The following is a 20,415-nucleotide window of genomic DNA, read 5'->3' on the forward strand; positions in this document are numbered from 1 at the left end:
CAGCCTCAGTTATTGACCAACGACCTGGGCAACGGCTTTTTCAAAGCGCTGCAGGCCTTCTTTAATGTCTTCTTCAGAAATAACCAGCGACGGGGTAAAGCGCACCACATTAGCACCGGCAATCAGTACCATAACGCCATGCTCCTGGCCGGCCAGCAAGAAGTCGCGCGCACGCCCTTCGTACTCTTCATTCATTGCCGCACCAAGCAATAAGCCCTGACCGCGAATTTCGCTGAACACGTTATATTTTTCATTAATTGCTGTTAGTTGCTCTTTGAACCACTGCTCACGTTGCTTCACGCCGTCCAGCGTTTCTTTCGTATTTACAACATCAAATACCGCTTCTGATACCGCGCAGGCCAGTGGATTACCGCCATATGTACTGCCGTGTGTACCCGGTTTAAGGTGCTCAGCAATTTCCGTCGTTGTTAGCATAGCGCCAATAGGAAAACCGCCGCCCAATGCTTTTGCTGAAGTCAGAATGTCCGGCGTCACGCCCAGCTGCTCGTACGCATAAAGGCTACCGGTACGACCAAAACCTGTTTGTACTTCGTCAAAAATCAATAACGCGTCGTTTTCGTTACACAGCTCACGTACCGCTTTAACAAACTCTACGTCTGGAGTAACTACACCGCCTTCACCTTGCAATGGTTCCATCATTACAGCGCAAGTTTTGTCGGAAATCAGTTCTTTTAGCGCGTCAATATTGTTGTAGTCCACATGCTCAATCGCACCAGGTTTTGGGCCAAAGCCGTCAGAGTAAGCTGGCTGACCACCCACGGTTACGGTAAAGAAGGTACGCCCATGGAAGCCTTTAGTGAAAGCAATAATTTGTTGCTTATGCTCGCCATGCTTTTCAATTGCCCAGCGACGTGCCAGCTTTAATGCTGCTTCGTTAGCTTCAGCACCAGAGTTAGCGTAGTAAACACGATCGGCAAAGGTGGCTTCAGTTAATTTCTTCGCCAGGCGAATTGCCGGTTCGTTAGTAAAAACATTACTTAAATGCCACAGCTTCTGGCTCTGCTCCTGCAGGGCAGACACCATCGCCGGATGGCAATGACCAAGACAGTTCACAGCGATGCCGCCGGCAAAGTCGACATACTCGCGACCTTCCTGATCCCAAACACGAGCACCTTCTCCTTTAACGGGAACCATTGATGCCGGGTTATAGTTCGGAACCATTACATCATTAAACATTTCACGGTTTACTGTCTTATTGTCTGTCATTACTCTCGTCCTTATCGCCTTAGCGAGTTAACAAAGGTGTCAACAAATTCATCTCTAAAAGTAGCCCGCTATTATGCCAAAATTTGTGCAGTTTGTCTGTGATAATTCAGTTATAAATCCCTAAAACCGAGGGTTTACGCTTTTCTTGCATAAGATACGAATAGTTATGCTAATGCATGCTGAAACGATGAATCTTTAGTCATTATTTTTTAGGCCAGAAAAAATGAACCTACTGAGTTAACATTTAACTACGCAGAATTACATTGATTTTTAACTCGCGTTAATTTAGCCTGAATTATTGAATAAATGTTCGGCTGGAAAAGACGTTATGGAAAATCAGACTCCGCCCCTGAACGCCTCATCTCAACCCCACTTAAAGCTGACCTACTTACGCCCGGGCGACGTAATTGATGTTGAGTTTTCTTCGGCGACCAAGGTACGCACCAAGCTTCAGGTTGTGGGCTTTGACACCGGTAACTATTTATTGTTGAAGCAGCCTAACCCGCGCACTGATGGCAGCTACGCCGATGTTTTATATGAAGGTAACCCGGTTATTGTTCGCTTGGTTTTAGAGGGAGAAGCGGGTGAATGCCTGGCTTTTAAAACAAAGATCCGGGCCGTCTCTAATATTCCTTTCCGGTTGCTGTATCTGGATTATCCGAAACAAATAGAGAATCGCGCATTGCGGGCACAACGGCGTGTACGAACTCATATTCCAGTTGATGTTACTGCTGATGGCACTCAGACCAAAAACAAAAAGAAGTTAGCCAGTGGCGTTATTGTCGATATTTCTTCTGCCGGTTGCCAAATTGTGTTTAAGGCGCAGAGCCAGACGGGTAATGTCACTCACATGAATATAAAGATCAGTATAGGTTCAGGTTCTCAGAGAGATCCTCTGACTCTTTCAGGTCAAATTATGAACCAACGCAAAGACTATGGAATGATAAGTGTTGGCGTGCGCTTCACTGACGAGGAAGCGCATATCAATAAGGTATTCGATCATTTATTAATCGACACCGAGTTTGAATGTTGAAGCTTCTATTCAGGCACCACAATTGGCGGGCGTTTTAAACTCACATTGTGCAAACGAGCGACAGTTTCTGACTTTATTGAATGCTTGTTTAACAGGTGTTTACCCTCTTCCAGACTGGCAAGGTCTACTTCCCGCAGCATTCTGAATTCGCAATAAGCATTGGCCTGAGCTAACGCTTCAGCATATTCAGATTCATATCCTTGCTCTTTCGTTTTACTTTGTGTAAAAGCTAGTAAGTGTTCGCTTACCGGAACTCGCTTTAATCCCCAGCCTTCAGCAACCAGGTAACTTACGTCCTTATCCTTTTCCAACATTAAATCGCGCAGAAAGCGTTCATCCGGAGTCAAGTTGACAATAGTATTGTGACGCTCTGGTGACTTATCGTTAACACTTTGCATAGCGAATTCGCGCTGTACCTCATCAAATAAACGCAAATACAGCTTGGTTAAGGCAATTTTTCCCAGCTCATGGAACATACCAATGGTATAAGCTAAAACCGGATCTCGCAGGTTACGCTCTACCGCAATATTGTGCGCGGCAATAGCCGTACCCAGCGAATGCTCCCAAATTTTCCGGCGGAATAAGGTGAACGGTTGCGTAGCCGGCGGCAACCAGTTTTGCATAATGTAGGCAGGGGCTAGCAGGCGCAAATTTTCGGTACCCACGAAGCTCATGGCCACCCGCAGATTATCAATTTTTACCTGCTTATTCCGGTCAATAAATGGTGGTTGATTGACCGTACGGATTAGTCCCGTATGGAACCAGTCCATGCCTTGCACAACAGACTCAATCCGGCGCATAGACGCGGCTTTCATGCTAAGCGTATCGAGTAATTCAGGTAGTTTCTCAGGCAGTGGGATCAAGCGCTCGCTGATGTAGTCGCCATCTTCTATGGCTTTCAACGCACGATGATAAATCTCTTCATGCAATTCATCAGAAATACGATCGGCATAACGCTGACGCGCCTGCGCTTTGCGATCCCGCTCTTCATAGTTCAGACGCTCAACTTCTAAAAGCTTACGTCGCTGCTCATGCACTTCATTGTCGGTACCATCTTCTTTTGAACGAGTTTTACGCGCAAACGGAAAGCTTATGAGATAGTTAATAAAGCGTTTTTCTAAGCGCAAAGCGGGATCGTTACTACCACCTTCTGTGGTACCCGCAAAAAAGTGGAACATGTTACCTCGGTATTAGCTGAACTGCGGCTGTATTATGTTGAATAAGCAGAGAAAATACTACTTACTGATTATCGTATATAACGTAAAAAATTCGCTAACAGACTATGTCCTTGTGCCGTCATAACAGATTCAGGATGAAACTGGACACCAAACAGTGGTAAATTTCGGTGTCTTATCGACATAATCTCAAATTGCCCATTTTTGCTTAACGTATCGGCATCAATAATAAAATCTGTAGATAAGCTCTCAGGAGAAACAACCAACGAATGATAGCGGGTCACTTCTAAGGGGTTATTCAGCTGCCGGAAAAGCCCTTCCCCTGAGTGTCTTATCACACTGGTTTTTCCGTGCATAACATTTTCTGCCCGAACAACGCTTGCACCAAAAACTTGTGCCAATGCCTGATGACCAAGGCACACACCTAATATTGGTAACTTTGTATGAAAGTGCTCAATGGCCGCCAAAGATATCCCTGACTCGTTGGGAGTACAAGGGCCCGGCGATACAACGAGCGCTTGCGGTTCTAGTTGCTCTATGTCGGTAAGGGTTAATTCGTTATTTCTGAAAACACTAACGTCTACACCTAATTCCCGAAAGTAGCGGGCCAGATTGTGAGTAAATGAGTCAAAGTTATCAATTAATACAATCATACTGCTAAGTCAGTCGGCCACTCAGCCAGTCTTGAAAATGGTCTGGCCGCGCAAAATAGAACCCCTGCAATAAATCAGCGCCATTTTCTTTCAGTAATTTAACCTGAGTTTCAGTTTCTACGCCTTCGGCTACTGAAGAAACCGATAGGGATTTAGTCATATTCAGCATAGCCAACAATAATCCTCTATGTTTATCGTTCTCTTCTGCAAGTTGGACAAACTGTCTGTCTATTTTTAACTCGCCTATCGGCAGCTGCTGAATACGAATAAAATTAGAGTAGCCCGTTCCAAAATCATCTATGGAAAATAAGACACCCAACTTGGCTAGTCGGGACATCCTTTGTTGAACTATTTCAGGGTCAGCCAGTAATAAATTTTCTGTAATTTCAATAGTTAACTGGTTTAGCGGTGCCCCGTGTTCAGCGAACATATTCTCTACCGTATCCGCATAGTCTGCTTGTAAAAATTCAATTGGGCTGACATTAACCGCAATACGATCGTTGAGACCTTTATCGCTCAGTTGCCGCACGACAAAAGCCACCTGACTCAACAATTCTTTAGCCATAGGGATAATTAACTTAAAGCGTTCTGCGACCGGAATAAATTGATCTGGAGGAATAATTTCTCCTGCTTTATTACGCCAACGCATTAAAGCCTCCGCACCACAGACAACACCATCAGTATCGACTTTAGATTGAAGCCAGCACTCGAACTGTCCCTGACCCAAAGCCCCTCGTAAAGCCAACTCTGTTTTAGCGTCAGTTACAACGGACTCGGATATTTCAGCTCTGTAAACTGCAATTTTATCCCGGCCGCTATGCCGAGCATTAGACGTGGCCGTATCAGCCTGTGACAGCAGTCCGGAAGCATTTTCATCTTTATCACTTAAACTGACCCCAATGCTTGCGGTTAAGTAATGCGTCTGAAATGCCGTTTTGAAAGGTTCGCGTAATACGCTATGTAGCTCCTCAATAATGCTCAAGCTGTTATCAGTAGAATCCAGCATGACCCCCACCCAAAATCGGTCACCGAGATCTCTCGCTATCCAGCCTGAATCACCAATGGTTTTTCTCAGACGCTGCGCAATTAGCTGAATAACACGGTCACCTTCCTCGTGTCCGTGAATCGTATTCACGCGATTAAAGAAATCGATATTAATGGCTGCCACAACAATGGGGAGCTGGCTTTCAATACGTTTCTCAACAAGGTCAAGAAATCGGTGTCGGTTTGGGAGTCCGGTTTGTTCATCAAAATTGGCTAAATACTCGAGCTTACGGGCATTTTCCTTTTGTTCGGTAATATCCCGTATAACGCCAATATATTGCGTTTCACCCGAGTGCGTGACCTCGGTTACCGCTAAGTCAATAGGGAACACTTCTCCAGTTTTACGCTTAGCCTGTACCTCACGACCAATACCGATAATGCGTGCACGGCCAGTTTTTTGGTATGCATCAAGATAATGATCATGTTCACGGGCATACGGTTCGGGCATTAATACATTGACGTTCTTACCTTTAACTTCAGTGGCGCTGTAACCGAACATGCGCTCAGCCGGCGCGCTAAAGTTAATAATAATGCCATTGCTGTCGATGGTGATAACAGCATCCAGTAAGTTATCCAGCGTGCTTCTTAAAGTGTTAGTTTGCTCTTGTAACTGCTGCAAACGGTACTTTTTAACCGTTATGTCCTGAATTGCACCAAACAGCGCCACGTCGCCATTTTTTAACGTTCGGGTAATGCCTGTAATAGCAACCCAATGAATTAATCCGCTTCTGTCTTTAAGGCAACTTTCTGCCGACCAGCTATGACAGTGCTGAAAACTCTGTTCGACTAAGTGCTCTATATTTTCACGGTACTCAGGCAAATGAAACGCCATAGCCTGTTCATAGGTGATAGGCTCATCCTGCCCGACTCCATGAATCTCTCTTAACTGAGGGCTCCAATATAAATCTCCAGACGCAGGTTCGTACCAAAAGCTGCCAATGTTTGCCATGGTTTCAACACTGTTCAGCAACTCTTTTTCGCGCTGTTCCGAAGATCTCTCTAGCATAATTAAATTTATCCTGGGTAGGGTACAAAACCTACCGCTTTGTAAACATCTGACAACGTTTTTGCTGAGGCTTCACGTGCCTTATCAGCGCCTTGTTTCATAACCTGTTGCAAAAATGCCTGGTCATTACGCATGTCGTGGTACCGCTGTTGAATAGGTTCCAGCATGGCCACCACAGACTCTGCCACATCTACTTTTAAATGCCCGTACATTTTGTCTTCATAGTCCGGTACCAGCTCGTCTATCGACTTACCCGTGGCAGCAGACATAATGCTCAGTAAATTCGATACACCCGGCTTTTCTTCCTGATTAAAGTAAATGCGCGCCTGCTCGTCGGAGTCGGTAACGGCTTTCTTAATTTTCTTCAGAATCTTCTTCGGTTCTTCCAATAAACCTACAAAGTTATTCGGGTTATCGTCCGACTTTGACATTTTCTTAGTCGGCTCCTGCAATGACATGACCCGCGCACCGACTTTTGGAATCATTGGCTCCGGAATCGTAAAAATATCGCCATACAAGTTATTAAAACGCTCAGCAACATTACGGGTCATTTCCAGGTGCTGCTTCTGGTCATCGCCCACCGGCACTTCATTCGCCTGGTACAACAGAATGTCTGCCGCCATTAGCGCCGGGTAAGTAAACAAACCCGCGTTAATATTACTAGCGTGACGCTGAGACTTATCCTTAAACTGCGTCATGCGGTTTAGCTCACCCATTTGAGTGTAGCAGTTCAAAACCCAGGCAAGTTGAGTATGTTCGGGTACATGCGACTGAATAAACACAGTGCTTTTCGCTGGGTCAAGGCCACAAGCCAGGTACAAAGCCAGCCCGTCCAGGGTTGCCTGCTGCAATTTTTCCGGCTCCTGACGTACAGTAATGGCGTGCTGATCAACCAGCATAAATTTACACTCGTGAGTGTCTTGCATATTAACCCACTGACGTAGTGCGCCAATGTAATTACCAATAGACAATTGCCCCGACGGCTGACAACCACTTAACACAATTGGTTTCGACATTCCTGTTTCCTCTAAGAACCTGTTACCGCGCCGATTTCATCGCGCATTGTCTGGATGACACTGGCGTAATCATCCGCATTAAAAATAGCTGAACCGGCAACGAACATGTCCGCGCCCGCTTTCGCAATTTCACCAATATTTGACACCTTAACACCGCCATCCACTTCCAACCGAATATCTCGCCCACTGTTATCTATCAGCTTGCGCACCGCTCGGAGCTTATCAAGCGTTGACGAAATAAAAGACTGTCCACCAAATCCCGGGTTAACTGACATCAGTAAAATGACATCCACTTTATCCATAACATGATCAAGATAATGCAGCGGTGTTGCAGGGTTTAGAACCAACCCCGCCTGGCAGCCATGTTCGTGAATGAGCTGCAAAGTCCGGTCAACATGGTCGGAGGCTTCCGGATGGAAGGTAATGATAGAAGCCCCTGCCTCTGCAAAGTCAGGAATAATACGGTCAACGGGCTTAACCATTAAATGCACGTCAATTGGTGCTTCAATTCCATAATCACGCAACGCTTTGCAAACCATAGGACCTATTGTCAGGTTAGGCACATAGTGGTTATCCATTACGTCAAAATGCACGACATCGGCGCCGGCGCTCAATACCGCGTCAACTTCCTCCCCTAAACGGGCAAAGTCCGCAGACAGTATTGACGGTGCAATTAATGGTTTCATCGTTCGTTTTCCTGACCTATTTCAAAATGATGCTTATTGTAGCAGTTAACCCCTGACAAAAAAATTCGCAGTGATGACTAGAATTTTTACAAAATCGCTGATAAATTAGTCAATCAAGACTTGAGAGGGAATTTCATGCGATTACTCACAATAATAACATCACTGGCATTAGCTGCGTTTACTGCGTTTGCTATTGTGAGTCCTTCCTCGCTCGTTGCTCAGCAAAATCCCACTCAACGCTGCCAACAACTTGTTACTGAAAAAGATCAAAGTAACACCTCTGTCGAGTGTCAATTAGCTGCAGATCAAGTGACATGGTTTAGCTGGTTAAAAGGCGACAGCCGTTCCGTACAATTTCACTTCTTCGATTTGATTGAGTTAATCTCAAGTTCAAGCGACACCAAAAACACACGTTACCAAAACGAATACACCGATTAATGTCTGAATCTACCGAAAACAAAACCTCGAAACCAGGTTTCTTCAATATGGTTATGAGTGTGTTGGCGGCTTTTTTGGGTGTGCAAACAGAAAAAAACCGCCAACGAGACTTCCAGCATGGGAGCCCGAAAGCCTACATCATTATTGGCGTTATTCTTACCATTCTATTAGTCTTTGGTTTAGTCGGCGTCGTTAACCTGGTAATGGCTGTCGCAGCCTGATGCTTACATCAGGCTACTATGCCGCTATGACGTAACAAAGCTTCGGCACTCGGTTCACGCCCACGAAACTCCTGGAATAAATCTGCGGCTTTACGACTGCCACCGCGTTCCAGAATGACATGTAAAAAGTCTCGCCCGGTTGTGGCGTTAAATATGCCTTCCTCTTCAAAGCGTGCAAATGCATCAGACGACAGCACTTCAGCCCATTTGTAACTGTAATAACCTGCCGCATAACCGCCAGCAAAGATATGACCAAAACTGTGCTGAAAACGGTTGTATTCCGGTGGAATACGTACTGAAGTTTGCTGACGCACGTCATCTAAAATTTCGCTAATTCGCGCACCCGTGTTTGCGTCAAATTCATGATGAATACGCATATCAAACAATGAAAACTCCAACTGTCGCATCATTTGCATAGCCGACTGGTAATTGCGTGCAGCCAGCATTTTTTCCAGCAGCTCTTGTGGCAACGGCTCACCAGTTTCATAGTGTCCGGATATTAATGCCAGTGCTTCAGGTTCCCAGCACCAGTTTTCCAGAAATTGACTGGGCAGCTCAACTGCGTCCCATTCGACACCGTTAATACCAGACAAACCAGCGGTATCGACCTGAGTTAACATGTGGTGCAAACCATGACCAAACTCATGGAATAATGTCAGCACTTCATCGTGAGTAAAGAGTGCAGGCTTACCACCCACCGGTTTGCTAAAGTTACAGGTTAAAAAGGCCACCGGGTTTTGCAATTCGCCGTCGGCATGCACTCTGCGGCCAACAAAGTCCGCCATCCAGGCACCACCGCGCTTGCCTGAACGCGCATAGAGATCCAGATAGAAGCTGCCACGCAAATGTCCGTCCGCATCGTGAATGCGGAAAAAGCGCACATTCTCATGCCAGGTTTTTACGTCTTTTTGCTCGCTAACCGTCATACCAAACAAGCGCTTAACCACCTCAAACAAACCGTTTAGCACTTGTTGCTCTGGAAAGTACGGGCGTAACAGTTCATCAGAAATAGAGTAGCGCTGCTGTTTTAACTGCTCACTAAAATAAGGAACATCCCAGGCTTCCATTTTCTCCACGCCTTGCTCTACCGCAAAGGTTTCAATTTCAGCATACTCGGCTTTCGCCTGTGCTTTGGACTTGTTGGCAAGATCCTGCACAAAATCTAACACCTGCTCCGGTGACTCGGCCATTTTCGTCGCCAGCGACATTTCAGCAAAGTCGTTAAAACCTAACAGCTCCGCCATTTCATGACGCAAAGCCAGAGTTTCGTTCATAACCTCAGAGTTATCGAACTCTCCGCCATTAGGCCCAGTTTCCGACGCGCGAGTCACAAAAGCCTGATACATTTCTTTGCGCAGTTCCCGGTCTTCGGCGTACAGCATTACCGGCAGATAACTTGGAATATCTAAAGTGAACAGCCAACCCTCTTTTTCCTGATCTGCTGCCGTTTCTTTTGCTGCTTCTTTAATGCTTTCCGGCAAACCCGCAAGCCGGCTTTCATCGTTAATCAGGCAAGTCCATGCGTGGGTGGCATCCAGCAAGTTGTTGCTGAAGGTTGAAGACAAGTCAGACAGCCGCGATGAAATTTCGGCATAACGTTTCTTTTTATCTTCAGGTAAGTCCACACCCGACAAACGAAAGTCACGCAAAGTGTCGTTAATGAGCTTTTGCTGAGCCTCGGTCAAGGTATCGAACTCGTCACTTTCACGCAGTGCCTGATAAGCGTCAAACAAGCCTTTGTGCTGTCCTACATAGGTCGCATAGTCCGACAACAATGGCAGGCAGCTGTCATGCGCATCACGCAGTTCCTGCGTGCTTACTACCGAGTTCAAATGCGACACCGGCGCCCAGACATGCTCAAGCTTTTCATCTGCATCGGTCAAAGGCTCAATCAAACCATTCCAGCTAAAATCACCACGTTCCAGTACTTCATCGATGGTTTTTCGAGCGTGTTTTATGCACTCTTCAACAGCGGGTTGAATATGTTCGGGTTTAATTTGCTCAAAGTCCGGAAGCTGGCTCTGTTCTAATAGCGGGTTATGGCTCATTTTTACCTCAATTTTTCAAAATGCTTACAATGGATATTGGGGCTTTGCGCTAGTCTTCAACCACGCTTATGTGGTTTCCTGCGTTTTTTGCGGTATTATCAGTTCGTTAATAAATCAGAATAAAGGTAAATGTCATGTCTGACACTTCTTTTCGATCTTTGCGCTTATTGGTCGGATTAACGGCCATTATCACCTTAAGTGCCTGTAGTAACCTGGGTGGACAATCCACTGCGGACTCCAATGAAGCTGAAATAACAGGCGTTAGCCAGCTGACAGCGGAAAAAATATTCGCCAGCGATACCTTCAGTATTAACCGCCCGGCCCCAACTCGCTGGCTGGAAGACGGTTCAGGTTACACGACTTTAGAGCAATCCAATTCGGCAGATGGCCGCGATATTGTTCGTTATCACCCGGAAACCAACGAGCGCACGGTTTTAGTCAGTGCTGAACAGCTTACCCCGAAAGGTAAGGACAAAGCGCTGGATATTGCCAATTACGTCTGGTCCGACAATGGCGATAAAGTGCTTATTTTCACCAATACCAAGCGTTCGTGGCGTACCCATACTCTGGGCGATTACTGGGTGCTAAACCGCAACAACAACGAATTACGCCAACTGGGCGGGAATGCACCCGAATCGACTCTGCAGTTTGCTAAGTTTAATCCGCAAGGCACAAAAGTCGCGTTTGTTATGCAGAACAACATTTACGTGCAGGACCTTAGCAGCTTCACTGTCAGCGCGCTGACCAGCGACGGCAGCGACACTATCGTTAACGGTACCTTCGACTGGGTTAACGAAGAAGAGTTTTTCCTGCGCGACGGTTTTCGCTGGAGCCCGGATGGCCAGCACATTGTGTACTGGCAGCTGGACACCGAAGGCACACCAATATTCACCATGATCAACAACACCGACGAACTCTATCCAACGTTAAAAGAGTTCCCCTACCCGAAAGTGGGTGAAACTAATGCCGCTATGCGCATTGGGGTAATGCCGGCCAGTGGCGGTCAAACAAAATGGATGAATATTCCCGGTGACCCTCGCCAGCATTACCTGGTGCGCATGAACTGGGCAGGCAACAGCGAAAAACTGTTAATTCAACAACTGACCCGCAAGCAGCACATTAACCGCGCTTTTATCAGTGAGATTGAAACCGGTCGTAGTCAGGAGTTGTTACGCGAAAGCACCGACTCGTGGGCTGAGTATGTCGACGACATTCACTTTTTAAATGATGGTCGCGAGTTTACCTGGTTAAGCGAGCGCAGCGGTTATCGCCATATTTACCGAGTGCAACGCGACTCAGGCAGAACCACCGCCATTACCCGCGGTAACTGGGACGTAGTTGAAGTACTGCGTGTGAACGAAGAAAACGGCTGGGTCTATTTTATTGCCTCACCGGAAACACCTCTGGAGCGTTACCTGTTCCGCGCCAGCTTAGACGGTAGCGGTCGCTTAGAGCGCCTTACACCGGACATGGACGGCACCCACAGTTACAGCATTTCACAAGACGCCAAATACGCTGAACATACCTTTAGTTCGGTCAACCAGGTTCCGGTTACTAATATGATTTCACTGCCGGATCACGAAGTTATTCGTACTGTGGTTGACAATAATGAAGCACAGCAAGCGGTTGAACAGGTGCAGAAACAACCGGTTGAGTTTTTCCGGGTGGAAGCTCGCGACGGTTTAGAGCTGGACGGCTACATTATGAAGCCGACTGACTTCGACCCCAGTAAAGAATACCCCATTTTGTTCTACGTTTACGGTGAACCCTGGGGGCAAACCGTTGCGAATAAATGGGGCGGCTCATTGTATTTATGGCATACCATGCTGACACAGCAGGGCTATATTGTTGCGTCTATTGATAACCGCGGCACCAAGTCTCCACGCGGCTTTGACTGGCGCCGCTCTATTTACAAGAACCTGGGCGTTGTTACTGTACGCGACCAATACGATGCGCTGCAACAAATGCTGGAACGCTGGGACTTCATTGATGAAAGCCGTGTAGGCATTTGGGGACACAGCGGTGGTGGTTCACAAACCCTGAATGCGCTGTTCCGTTACCCGGACAGCTACCACATGGGTATGGCGCTGGCACCAGTACCCGATCTAACGCTGTACGACACCATTTATCAGGAGCGGTACTCTGGTTTACTGCCTGAGTCTGCCGAGCGTTATAAAGAAACCTCAGCCATTACTCACGCTGAAAACCTGGAAGGCGACTTACTGTTAGTGCATGGTACGGGCGACGACAACGTTCACTTTCAGGGCAGCGAGCGCCTGGTCAATGAGCTCATTAAACACGGTAAGCAGTTTGAGTTTTTTGCCTACCCGAACCGCTCTCATGGTATTTACGAAGGTGAAGGTACAACCCTTCATTTACGCACCATGATGACCGAGTTCGTGAAAGAGAACTTACCAGCCGGCGAACGCTCGTTGTCTGAGTAATGAACTGATCTTTCGATTACCGCTATCGGTATAAAAAGCATGACAACCCCGTGTCTTTATTTGCAAGATACGGGGTTTTTATTCAAGATATCCGCAGTTTTTGAATTAAGTACAGGAGTTAAGCAATATGACCAGACATTATGACTATCTTGCGATAGGCGCAGGTAGCGGCGGCATAGCCTCAGCCAACCGCGCAGCGATACGTGGCGCAAAAGCCGCAGTTATTGAAGCAAAAGCCGTTGGCGGCACCTGCGTAAACGTGGGCTGTGTTCCCAAGAAAGTCATGTGGTACGGCGCTCATATTGCTGAAGCCATAAAATACTCGCCGTCATACGGCTTTGAGCTTGAACAGAAAGGTTTTGACTGGGCGACTATGGTTAAAAACCGCGAAGCTTATATTGAGCGCATCCATGGTGGTTACCATCGCGGCTTTCAGGGCAATGGCGTCGAGTTTATAGAAGGCTTTGCTAAATTCGTTGACCACAAAACAGTAGAAGTTAACGGCGAGAAAATTACCGCTGACCATATTACCATTGCCACCGGTGGACGCCCCATGATCCCCGAAATTCCGGGTGCTGAACATGGTATCGACTCCGACGGCTTCTTTGCTCTGACTGAACAACCTAAGAAGGCGGCAGTTATCGGCGCCGGTTATATCGCCGTTGAAATTGCCGGTGTCTTCCATGCCCTCGGCACTGACACTCATTTAATGGTGCGTCGCGACCGTCCATTACGCACCTTTGATAAAGATATTACCGATGGTTTGCTGGAGCGCATGAAACAGGACGGTCCTGAACTTCACACCGAAACCACCGTTCGCGAAGTGGTTAAGCAAGACGACGGTACATTAACTTTGCACTTTGAAGGTGGTCAGACAATGGACGGCGTCGATTGTTTAGTCTGGGCGATAGGCCGCGTGCCATCCACCGACAAAATCAACCTGGAATGCACCGGCGTAGAACTGGACAACGACGGTTATATCAACGTCGATAAATTCCAGAATACCAACGTACAAGGTATTTACGCTGTAGGCGATAATACGGGTGCCGCAGCACTAACACCGGTTGCTATCAAGGCAGGACGCTTACTGGCGGAGCGCTTGTTTAACAACATGCCAAACGCACATATGGACTTTGAAAACATTCCGACCGTTGTGTTCAGCCACCCGACTATTGGTACCGTTGGTCTGAGCGAGGAAGACGCTAAACTGAAATTCGGTGAAGACAATATTACCGTGTACAAATCATCGTTTGCGGCCATGTACAACGCCGTTACCCCACACCGCGCCCTTAGCTATTTCAAGCTGGTATGCCAGGGCAAAGAAGAGAAGGTTGTCGGCATTCACGGTATTGGCGAAGGTATGGATGAAATCTTACAAGGCTTTGCTGTTGCTCTCAAAATGGGGGCTACTAAAGCGGATTTAGATTCTACGGTTGCGTTGCATCCGACCAGTGCTGAGGAGTTTGTTACGCTACGCTAATTGTAAAAAGCATTGACAGAAAATAGACTACCAACTTAGTCGCTTTTTGCGGCTAAGTTTATTTAAAAATAACCTAATGGATATCTGATGAGTCGCAAGGAAGGCGTTGTAAAGTCGCTAAAGCCAGTAAGTGGCTATGGTTTTATTGAAACAGGTTTTGGAGCCGATGTTTTTTTTCACGAAAGTGCATTAGGAAAAGCACGATTCAACTCTTTAAAAGTAGGCCAACCGCTAGAGTTCGAGATCAAGGTAACCTATAAGGGATTAGAGGCTATAAATATCAAGCCCTTGATAGAATCATCTACTCTACGCCTATATAAAAAAGAATATAGATTATTCGAAAGCAGTAAAGAATCAATCGAGAACAAAATTGTCTTTGCTCGACTGCCGATCGTTTCCCAGTGGTTTAAAACTATTGAAGAAGCCGAGACCGATGCTCGTCAATTTGCTTTAAAGCTCGGAGCAAATGCACTTCTTTGTAAACAACGGCAAAAGGATCAAAAAAAGTCTGACCACAACAACTATATTTATCATGTTCACCGGATAACGGCCCAAGCGTGCTTAATAGCTAAGAAAGATCTTCAGGGTAATTTTAGTAAAGCCGACTTAGAAGCCCAAGCTTTAGCGATGGAAAACACTTTAGAGCAATTCAAAAGTGAATACGAAACGAAAATGGGGCGCTCTATATACGACTCCGCAGATATGACCTCAGAAAAAGTATCTCAGACAGGAGCTATTATTTTTGGGATCGTATTCTTCATAATTATCATGCTCTTTATCTCGACTGGAATTACTTAATAATTGAGCCTAATGATTAGTGTTCAATGGCATTTTAGGTTTATTCGAGTTCTCCTTACCCAAGGGACTAGAGCTAGTTTTTCAATATTCACAACACCTTCAACGAATACATTGGGATACACATGAACTGATTGGCAGAGCACAGAAGAAATCTTAGCAATGGTAAAAAAGATAAGCCGCAGAACTTCCACTCTCGACATTCAAGATACGCCTCTGCAAATAAACCTATAACTTATTCTGTGACCAAACGACTCGTCTGTTCTGACTATACAACAAGAATTCTGATGGACACATTATACCTAGTTTTAAATGTGTGCTTAAAATCAAGGCAGAACCCGACTTATTTATATCCATTGAGGTAGATCGACTTTTGACAGACTCATATAACTCTTAAAAAATTCTCTCAAAGTTACTCATTTTTATTTAGTCCCCTCTAATACGAGAAAAAGTAAAGAAATAGTGAAAAGAGGGATTACCCCATAAATTATCATTTTAACTGCTATTTTCAACACTCTAAATTTTTCATTAATTATTTTCGCAACTATATATGTTTGCTTAGATAAATCTTCGACAAGCTCGTCATCGGTAACACCTTTAATTTTTTCTGCGTACCCAGTTTCACCGCCGCCACAAGTAGCAACATCTCCGAAAAAAATTAACGACTTTTCTCCATCGTGCGTATCTGTATTTGGAAAAACAACTCGCAAAAGGTTTATCGCTGAAATTATTGATAAAATAATTGTTAACACTGAAAAAGTAACAGTCAGAAAGTAAATATAGTTACACCCTGTCTGATTCAGAGAGATAGACGCAATTCGAGTTATCAACCCCAAAATAACTACACCGAGAAATGACATCATTAAAGCAACTTTGAAGTTTGTTGTTGCAACATAATGATCATATCTTTTTAAAACATCGAACAAGAATTCCAATTTTTCTGTCAATTTTTTTCTCCCCTCACTCAAATATATTCTCTACACTTTAGACTGTTAGGTTAAATAATCAAATCCGAAACACTTGGTTAGAAAATCGGTTCCGAAAATCAGTATCTCCTCTGTTTGTATAGGAGTTTACACACACAAGATTCTACTAGTCTTATTGAACCGGCTATCTTCATGAAATACATTTTTCTTGCGAAGATTTTTCTTCAATCTCTAGTCTTAGTTAAACCAAAAAGAAACTTCCAATTTTTTCAAGAATGTATAGATTTGTAGTGTCAGACCCAAATGCTTTGCTCTTCATAGAAAGCTGGAATATCGTCTATATGTAACTACAATAGATCACCTTTTAATTAATTGGCACTCATATGAAGAAGCATGTTATAGCAGTTATCACCGGCGACATTGTTGACTCCCGAAGTTTGAGTTCTGCGCGTTATGATGAGCTACTAAAACAGCTTAAAAACGAGCTGAAATCCTTTGAAGCAAGTGACAAGGCTACTTTCGACATCTACCGGGGCGACTCTTTTCAAATCACTTTTTTTTGTCCTTGGGCAGCTTTAAAAGCAGCCATATTGATTCGCCTTAAGCTCAAATCTAATATTTATAAAATCGACGTGCGCCAGAGTATCTCTATTGGCAACGTAAAAGATCTAAGAGAGGATGTTAAAACTTCTATCGGGCAAGCCTTTATCTTATCGGGTAAACACCTTGATGAAATGAAGTCACATCGCCTCGTTTTCAGCTCGGAAAACAAACTTCTGAACCGCCATATTCCTATTGTTGTGAAGTTACTCGACACTCACATTAGCTCATTAACCTCAATGCAATCTCAAGCACTCTACTCTTACTTACTGGATGACTCACAAACACACGCCGAGCTGGCAAATAAGCTCAACAAAAGTCGCGCTAATACGACAAAAATACTTAATGGCAGTGAATATCGGCTTGTTGCTGACTCAATTCACTATTTTGAGACACTGGTCCATGATGAACTAAATCATGATTGATCATTCTGTCATACTGGCTCTGTTAATTTTGGCTCATGTTGTCGGTGACTTCTATTTACAAACCGGTCGCAGTATAAGAAGTAAGTCCTATAAAGGAGCTAAAGCCTCAATACTGGCAAACCTAAGGCTCGCAGCGTCTCACGCAGTTCTGGCTCTTATTGTTCTGATGTTTACCTCAAGCTTTGAGGTCGCTCTGATATGGGCAAGTTTAGTGATCGGAGGCGCTCATTTCATGGTCGCGATTCAAAGAAGAGAGCAAACACGAATATGTATTGCTTGGAACCGTCACCAGCCTCGCCATTGTTTTGATCATAGGCTTAATTACCCAGTCATTGCTAAGTTAACTGTTTATATCGTCTCTGGTTGTTTGAATTCAGAAGTTGACCTGCATACGTATGATTCAATGCATTGACCTGCATAACTATCTCCTTTATCAGAGTTAAGTAACGTACTTTTACTTTATGCCAAACGCCTTAAAATTTAGCGCCAAAGGCATATTCCCAAGGATCCCGAACGTTTTCGTCAGACTCTGCCGGCGGAATATAAGATGACACCACTTTCTCTAAGTCTTCCAGGTATTCCCATTTGGTTTTCGGAACGTAGGAACGTCCGCTTCTCCGGTCCTCACCCTCACGGGCTTCATAAACAGCCTGCAAAGCATCTTTATTGCTTAAAACGGACTGCAGTTTATTCATCGCCTGTGGCTCTGATTCCATGTCTATAAGTTCATTGGTGCTGCTCGTTTGTATACCTAATAGATTATCGAGGCCGATGACCGCAGCTTCCAGGTAGCCGATTTGTTCCTTTCTATTTAGGTCGTTAAGTTGGTCACCCATTTCTACGAGCTGTTCGTCACTGAAATTATAGGTTGTCAGCAATTCCCCCATATTCTCAAGCATTTTTTTCGTTGTCTCGAATAGGTTATCGCCAAACCCTTTGCTGATACTCACTACATGTTCCGAATCACCAAAAGCGCTCATTTCAAAGAAAGGGTTTGTTTTAAGTGCTACTTTACCAATAAAAGACAATATGCTCGTTCTGGCCTCATCACTTTTATCCAGAAGACCGTCAAGCAGTTGCTCACCTTCAATCCGGCTCATTCCAAGTACATTTAACAAGCTACTTTGCTGTTCCCGACTGTACTGATCGAGCTTGTTAACAAAATCAGCGGGCGATTTGGTATCTATTACGGTCGAAACAAAGTTCTGTAAATCATTCGCACTCGATTTAACGTCGAAATATCCTCCTAAAGATTCATAGGTATCATTGTTCTCACGCTCAGCTTTGTGGATACTGATTTTTTCATCATATTCAGCCGCCTTTTCAATCAGTTGATCCCGGGCAATTCGCTGAGTGTCTGATAGCACTTCAATAAATTGTTCTACTTTTTCTTCGTATGTTCTGGAGGGATTAAATTCATTAACATGGGTAAAAAGCATGTTTGCAGAAGCCGACAACCCAGAAAATATATCGGTTAACTGCGAAAGTTGTTCCTTGTCCAGGGTTTCAACCATAGACAAGAAATCATCGTTCGATGTAATACCTAGCCTACCCAGCCGGATAAAATCTTCCTCAGACATTTTTGAGTACAAATCTTTTAGTTTTTCTATTTTCTCCGCCGAGAATTCTGATTGTATTGGCTCTTCCAGCCATTTATTAAAATTAAAATAGAGTTTATCTAGCTCACTGAGGAAGACGCCCTGGGTATTTTCAGGCTGGGTATCCAGAGGCTCCGACACATGACTCTGTAGCACCGTTATCGGCTGCTTAGAGGGTGCCGGCTTGATTAAGGATGGATAGTGATTTGTTATTGATATTTTCACCTTTAGTCTCTTTCTAGTATGAGATACTTACTATAACCATCGGCGGTAACGAGCAAATATTGAGCAAAAATTTGAGGATTTCTTCCTTGCGCCCCCGGCACTTTGCGGTAATCTTTAAAAAAGATAACAAACGAACTTAGATAACTCTGAAGGCAGCCAGTATTCCATGAGCAATATTCTTAACAATGCTGAACAAGGTTGTGACTCGCACGAACAACCGTCATCTGCAATAGAAGTTATTATTGAACCTCGTGACAGCGACTTAGGCGGCTTTTATGTCCACCGCGCATTACCCACTCGCCAAAAGCGTATGGTCGGACCGTGGATTTTCTTTGATGAAATGGGCCCAGCCGACTTCCCACAGGGAGAAGGTGTCAATGTCGCACCACACCCGCATATTGGGTTATCCACTGTCACTTACTTATTCGATGGCGAAATGCTGCACCGGGACTCCATTGGCAGTTATCAGATAATTACGCCCGGCGATATCAACCTGATGGTCGCAGGCAAAGGCGTTACGCACTCAGAAAGAGAGCGCCCGGAAATTACCGCCCGTGAACACAGACTTCATGGCTTGCAACTCTGGTTAGCTTTGCCTGAACAGTACGAACAGACAGAGCCGGCCTTTTATCATATTCCGTCAACCGATATTCCGTCGGCTAAGGTGAATGGGGGTTCGGTTCGCGTCATGATAGGTGAAGCTTATGGCGTAAAGTCACCTGTACCTACCTTGTCTGAAACTTTGTACCTAGAAGCCAAGTTGGATTCTGGCCAAGAACTGACGTTACCGACAACAGAAGAGTTGGCTGTTTATATCGTTTCTGGTCGCTTAAATTCAGAAGGTAAAGAACTAGCGGCAAGAACATTGGTTGTATTAAAAACTGAAGAGCAACCCGTTATTACAGCTCAGGAACCATCACATATTGTCATTATTGGCGGTAATACATTGGGCAACCGATTTATTAACTGGAATTTTGTGTCCTCTAATAAAGAACTAATAGAGCAGGCAAGAATGAGAACCTTTGTCTGGCATGAGGGGCAGCTTAGAGCCGAAGTCGGTCAGTATCAACGCGCTATTAGCTTAATGAAGCAAGCGCGCAAGTCGCCCGAAAAAGACATGTCTGGCTGGAACTATTACGTCGACGCCACTATCGCCTTTTTACAGTCAGATAGAGAAAAGCTAAAAAATCAAAGGGAAAAACTGGCCGAAGTTCCTAAACCCGAAGGTTTTAATCCGACAGATGCAGACGGAAACCCTATTGAAATACAATGGCCGCCAAACTTGAATATTGTTGATAAGTTCATTCGTTGTTTCGACCAGCCTTATTCTGAAGTCTACACTGAATGTACTGCAGAAAAATAACCTCTGCTCGTT

General features: G+C 45.0%; 18 protein-coding genes. 9 read left to right on the plus strand and 9 right to left on the minus strand.

What is annotated here, in order from left to right; all coding sequences use genetic code 11:
- Positions 1-9: 9 nt before the first annotated feature.
- A complete protein-coding gene (locus U0358_RS11945) occupies positions 10-1,227 on the minus strand; it encodes an aspartate aminotransferase family protein (protein WP_317497579.1) in 1,218 nt (405 codons plus the stop codon).
- Between the two features lie 328 nt (positions 1,228-1,555).
- Here U0358_RS11945 and U0358_RS11950 point away from each other — a divergent pair, with 328 nt between their 5' ends.
- Positions 1,556-2,260: a flagellar brake protein gene (locus U0358_RS11950; RefSeq protein ID WP_317497580.1), complete on the plus strand. Its 705-nt coding sequence runs from the start codon at positions 1,556-1,558 to the stop codon at positions 2,258-2,260.
- A gap of 5 nt (positions 2,261-2,265) precedes the next feature.
- Here the strand turns inward: U0358_RS11950 and U0358_RS11955 are convergent, their stop codons facing one another.
- The 5 genes from U0358_RS11955 to rpe all read right to left on the minus strand — a co-directional run bounded on the left by U0358_RS11955 (position 2,266) and on the right by rpe (position 7,840).
- Positions 2,266-3,438 (minus strand): HDOD domain-containing protein, encoded by a 1,173-nt coding sequence (locus tag U0358_RS11955; RefSeq protein ID WP_322406404.1) that lies wholly within the window; start codon positions 3,436-3,438, stop codon positions 2,266-2,268.
- Positions 3,439-3,506: 68 nt separating this feature from the next.
- Positions 3,507-4,088, minus strand: coding sequence for an anthranilate synthase component II (locus U0358_RS11960; protein ID WP_322406405.1), 582 nt, complete (start codon positions 4,086-4,088; stop codon positions 3,507-3,509).
- A gap of 4 nt (positions 4,089-4,092) precedes the next feature.
- Positions 4,093-6,138 (minus strand): sensor domain-containing protein, encoded by a 2,046-nt coding sequence (locus tag U0358_RS11965; RefSeq protein ID WP_322406407.1) that lies wholly within the window; start codon positions 6,136-6,138, stop codon positions 4,093-4,095.
- Positions 6,139-6,146: 8 nt separating this feature from the next.
- Positions 6,147-7,154 carry a tryptophan--tRNA ligase gene (trpS, locus tag U0358_RS11970; RefSeq protein ID WP_317497584.1) on the minus strand — a complete coding sequence of 336 codons (1,008 nt, stop codon included), beginning with the start codon at positions 7,152-7,154 and terminating at the stop codon, positions 6,147-6,149.
- Between the two features lie 11 nt (positions 7,155-7,165).
- Positions 7,166-7,840 carry a ribulose-phosphate 3-epimerase gene (gene rpe / locus U0358_RS11975; protein ID WP_322406408.1) on the minus strand — a complete coding sequence of 225 codons (675 nt, stop codon included), beginning with the start codon at positions 7,838-7,840 and terminating at the stop codon, positions 7,166-7,168.
- Positions 7,841-7,975: 135 nt separating this feature from the next.
- On the opposite strand from rpe, the gene U0358_RS11980 reads away from it, so the two are divergent.
- The gene (locus U0358_RS11980; RefSeq protein WP_322406409.1) at positions 7,976-8,278 is read left to right on the plus strand and encodes a hypothetical protein; all 303 of its coding nucleotides are present in this window, start codon (positions 7,976-7,978) and stop codon (positions 8,276-8,278) included.
- Entirely contained in the window at positions 8,278-8,499 is a 222-nt protein-coding gene (locus tag U0358_RS11985) for a DUF2970 domain-containing protein (RefSeq protein ID WP_322406410.1), read from the plus strand. The genes U0358_RS11980 and U0358_RS11985 overlap by 1 nt, the downstream gene beginning before the upstream one ends.
- A gap of 8 nt (positions 8,500-8,507) precedes the next feature.
- On the opposite strand, the gene prlC is transcribed toward U0358_RS11985, so the two are convergent.
- Complete coding sequence (gene prlC, locus U0358_RS11990) at positions 8,508-10,547, minus strand: oligopeptidase A (protein ID WP_322406411.1); 2,040 nt, start codon at positions 10,545-10,547, stop codon at positions 8,508-8,510.
- Positions 10,548-10,681: 134 nt separating this feature from the next.
- Here prlC and U0358_RS11995 point away from each other — a divergent pair, with 134 nt between their 5' ends.
- The 3 genes from U0358_RS11995 to U0358_RS12005 all read left to right on the plus strand — a co-directional run bounded on the left by U0358_RS11995 (position 10,682) and on the right by U0358_RS12005 (position 15,269).
- Complete coding sequence (locus U0358_RS11995; RefSeq protein WP_322406412.1) at positions 10,682-12,991, plus strand: S9 family peptidase; 2,310 nt, start codon at positions 10,682-10,684, stop codon at positions 12,989-12,991.
- Positions 12,992-13,118: 127 nt separating this feature from the next.
- Complete coding sequence (gorA, locus tag U0358_RS12000) at positions 13,119-14,471, plus strand: glutathione-disulfide reductase (RefSeq protein WP_322406413.1); 1,353 nt, start codon at positions 13,119-13,121, stop codon at positions 14,469-14,471.
- An 87-nt stretch (positions 14,472-14,558) separates the two neighbouring features.
- Positions 14,559-15,269, plus strand: coding sequence for a cold-shock protein (locus U0358_RS12005; protein WP_322406414.1), 711 nt, complete (start codon positions 14,559-14,561; stop codon positions 15,267-15,269).
- 419 nt (positions 15,270-15,688) lie between these two features.
- Here the strand turns inward: U0358_RS12005 and U0358_RS12010 are convergent, their stop codons facing one another.
- Positions 15,689-16,213, minus strand: coding sequence for a Pycsar system effector family protein (locus U0358_RS12010; protein WP_322406415.1), 525 nt, complete (start codon positions 16,211-16,213; stop codon positions 15,689-15,691).
- Positions 16,214-16,575: 362 nt separating this feature from the next.
- On the opposite strand from U0358_RS12010, the gene U0358_RS12015 reads away from it, so the two are divergent.
- Together U0358_RS12015 and U0358_RS12020 are read left to right on the plus strand one after the other, a co-directional pair.
- The gene (locus U0358_RS12015) at positions 16,576-17,217 is read left to right on the plus strand and encodes a hypothetical protein (protein ID WP_322406416.1); all 642 of its coding nucleotides are present in this window, start codon (positions 16,576-16,578) and stop codon (positions 17,215-17,217) included.
- Positions 17,210-17,629 carry a DUF3307 domain-containing protein gene (locus tag U0358_RS12020; protein WP_322406417.1) on the plus strand — a complete coding sequence of 140 codons (420 nt, stop codon included), beginning with the start codon at positions 17,210-17,212 and terminating at the stop codon, positions 17,627-17,629. The genes U0358_RS12015 and U0358_RS12020 overlap by 8 nt, the downstream gene beginning before the upstream one ends.
- 61 nt (positions 17,630-17,690) lie before the next feature.
- On the opposite strand, the gene U0358_RS12025 is transcribed toward U0358_RS12020, so the two are convergent.
- Positions 17,691-19,040: a hypothetical protein gene (locus tag U0358_RS12025; protein ID WP_322406418.1), complete on the minus strand. Its 1,350-nt coding sequence runs from the start codon at positions 19,038-19,040 to the stop codon at positions 17,691-17,693.
- A gap of 166 nt (positions 19,041-19,206) precedes the next feature.
- On the opposite strand from U0358_RS12025, the gene U0358_RS12030 reads away from it, so the two are divergent.
- Positions 19,207-20,403 (plus strand): pirin family protein, encoded by a 1,197-nt coding sequence (locus U0358_RS12030; RefSeq protein ID WP_322406419.1) that lies wholly within the window; start codon positions 19,207-19,209, stop codon positions 20,401-20,403.
- Positions 20,404-20,415: the final 12 nt, after the last annotated feature.

It is taken from the genome of Idiomarina sp. PL1-037 (assembly GCF_034422975.1).
GTDB lineage: Bacteria > Pseudomonadota > Gammaproteobacteria > Enterobacterales > Alteromonadaceae > Idiomarina.

Excerpts from the sequence above, each read along its gene's own strand:
- U0358_RS12020 (WP_322406417.1), top strand. The coding sequence starts at position 17,210 with ATGATTGATCATTCTGTCATACTGGCTCTGTTAATTTTGGCTCATGTT.
- U0358_RS11965 (WP_322406407.1), bottom strand. The coding sequence starts at position 6,138 with ATGCTAGAGAGATCTTCGGAACAGCGCGAAAAAGAGTTGCTGAACAGT.
- U0358_RS11980 (WP_322406409.1), top strand. The coding sequence starts at position 7,976 with ATGCGATTACTCACAATAATAACATCACTGGCATTAGCTGCGTTTACT.
- rpe (WP_322406408.1), bottom strand. The coding sequence starts at position 7,840 with ATGAAACCATTAATTGCACCGTCAATACTGTCTGCGGACTTTGCCCGT.
- gorA (WP_322406413.1), top strand. The coding sequence starts at position 13,119 with ATGACCAGACATTATGACTATCTTGCGATAGGCGCAGGTAGCGGCGGC.
- trpS (WP_317497584.1), bottom strand. The coding sequence starts at position 7,154 with ATGTCGAAACCAATTGTGTTAAGTGGTTGTCAGCCGTCGGGGCAATTG.
- U0358_RS11955 (WP_322406404.1), bottom strand. The coding sequence starts at position 3,438 with ATGTTCCACTTTTTTGCGGGTACCACAGAAGGTGGTAGTAACGATCCC.
- U0358_RS12030 (WP_322406419.1), top strand. The coding sequence starts at position 19,207 with ATGAGCAATATTCTTAACAATGCTGAACAAGGTTGTGACTCGCACGAA.
- U0358_RS11985 (WP_322406410.1), top strand. The coding sequence starts at position 8,278 with ATGTCTGAATCTACCGAAAACAAAACCTCGAAACCAGGTTTCTTCAAT.
- U0358_RS11950 (WP_317497580.1), top strand. The coding sequence starts at position 1,556 with ATGGAAAATCAGACTCCGCCCCTGAACGCCTCATCTCAACCCCACTTA.
- U0358_RS12015 (WP_322406416.1), top strand. The coding sequence starts at position 16,576 with ATGAAGAAGCATGTTATAGCAGTTATCACCGGCGACATTGTTGACTCC.
- U0358_RS11995 (WP_322406412.1), top strand. The coding sequence starts at position 10,682 with ATGTCTGACACTTCTTTTCGATCTTTGCGCTTATTGGTCGGATTAACG.
- U0358_RS12005 (WP_322406414.1), top strand. The coding sequence starts at position 14,559 with ATGAGTCGCAAGGAAGGCGTTGTAAAGTCGCTAAAGCCAGTAAGTGGC.
- U0358_RS11960 (WP_322406405.1), bottom strand. The coding sequence starts at position 4,088 with ATGATTGTATTAATTGATAACTTTGACTCATTTACTCACAATCTGGCC.
- prlC (WP_322406411.1), bottom strand. The coding sequence starts at position 10,547 with ATGAGCCATAACCCGCTATTAGAACAGAGCCAGCTTCCGGACTTTGAG.
- U0358_RS11945 (WP_317497579.1), bottom strand. The coding sequence starts at position 1,227 with ATGACAGACAATAAGACAGTAAACCGTGAAATGTTTAATGATGTAATG.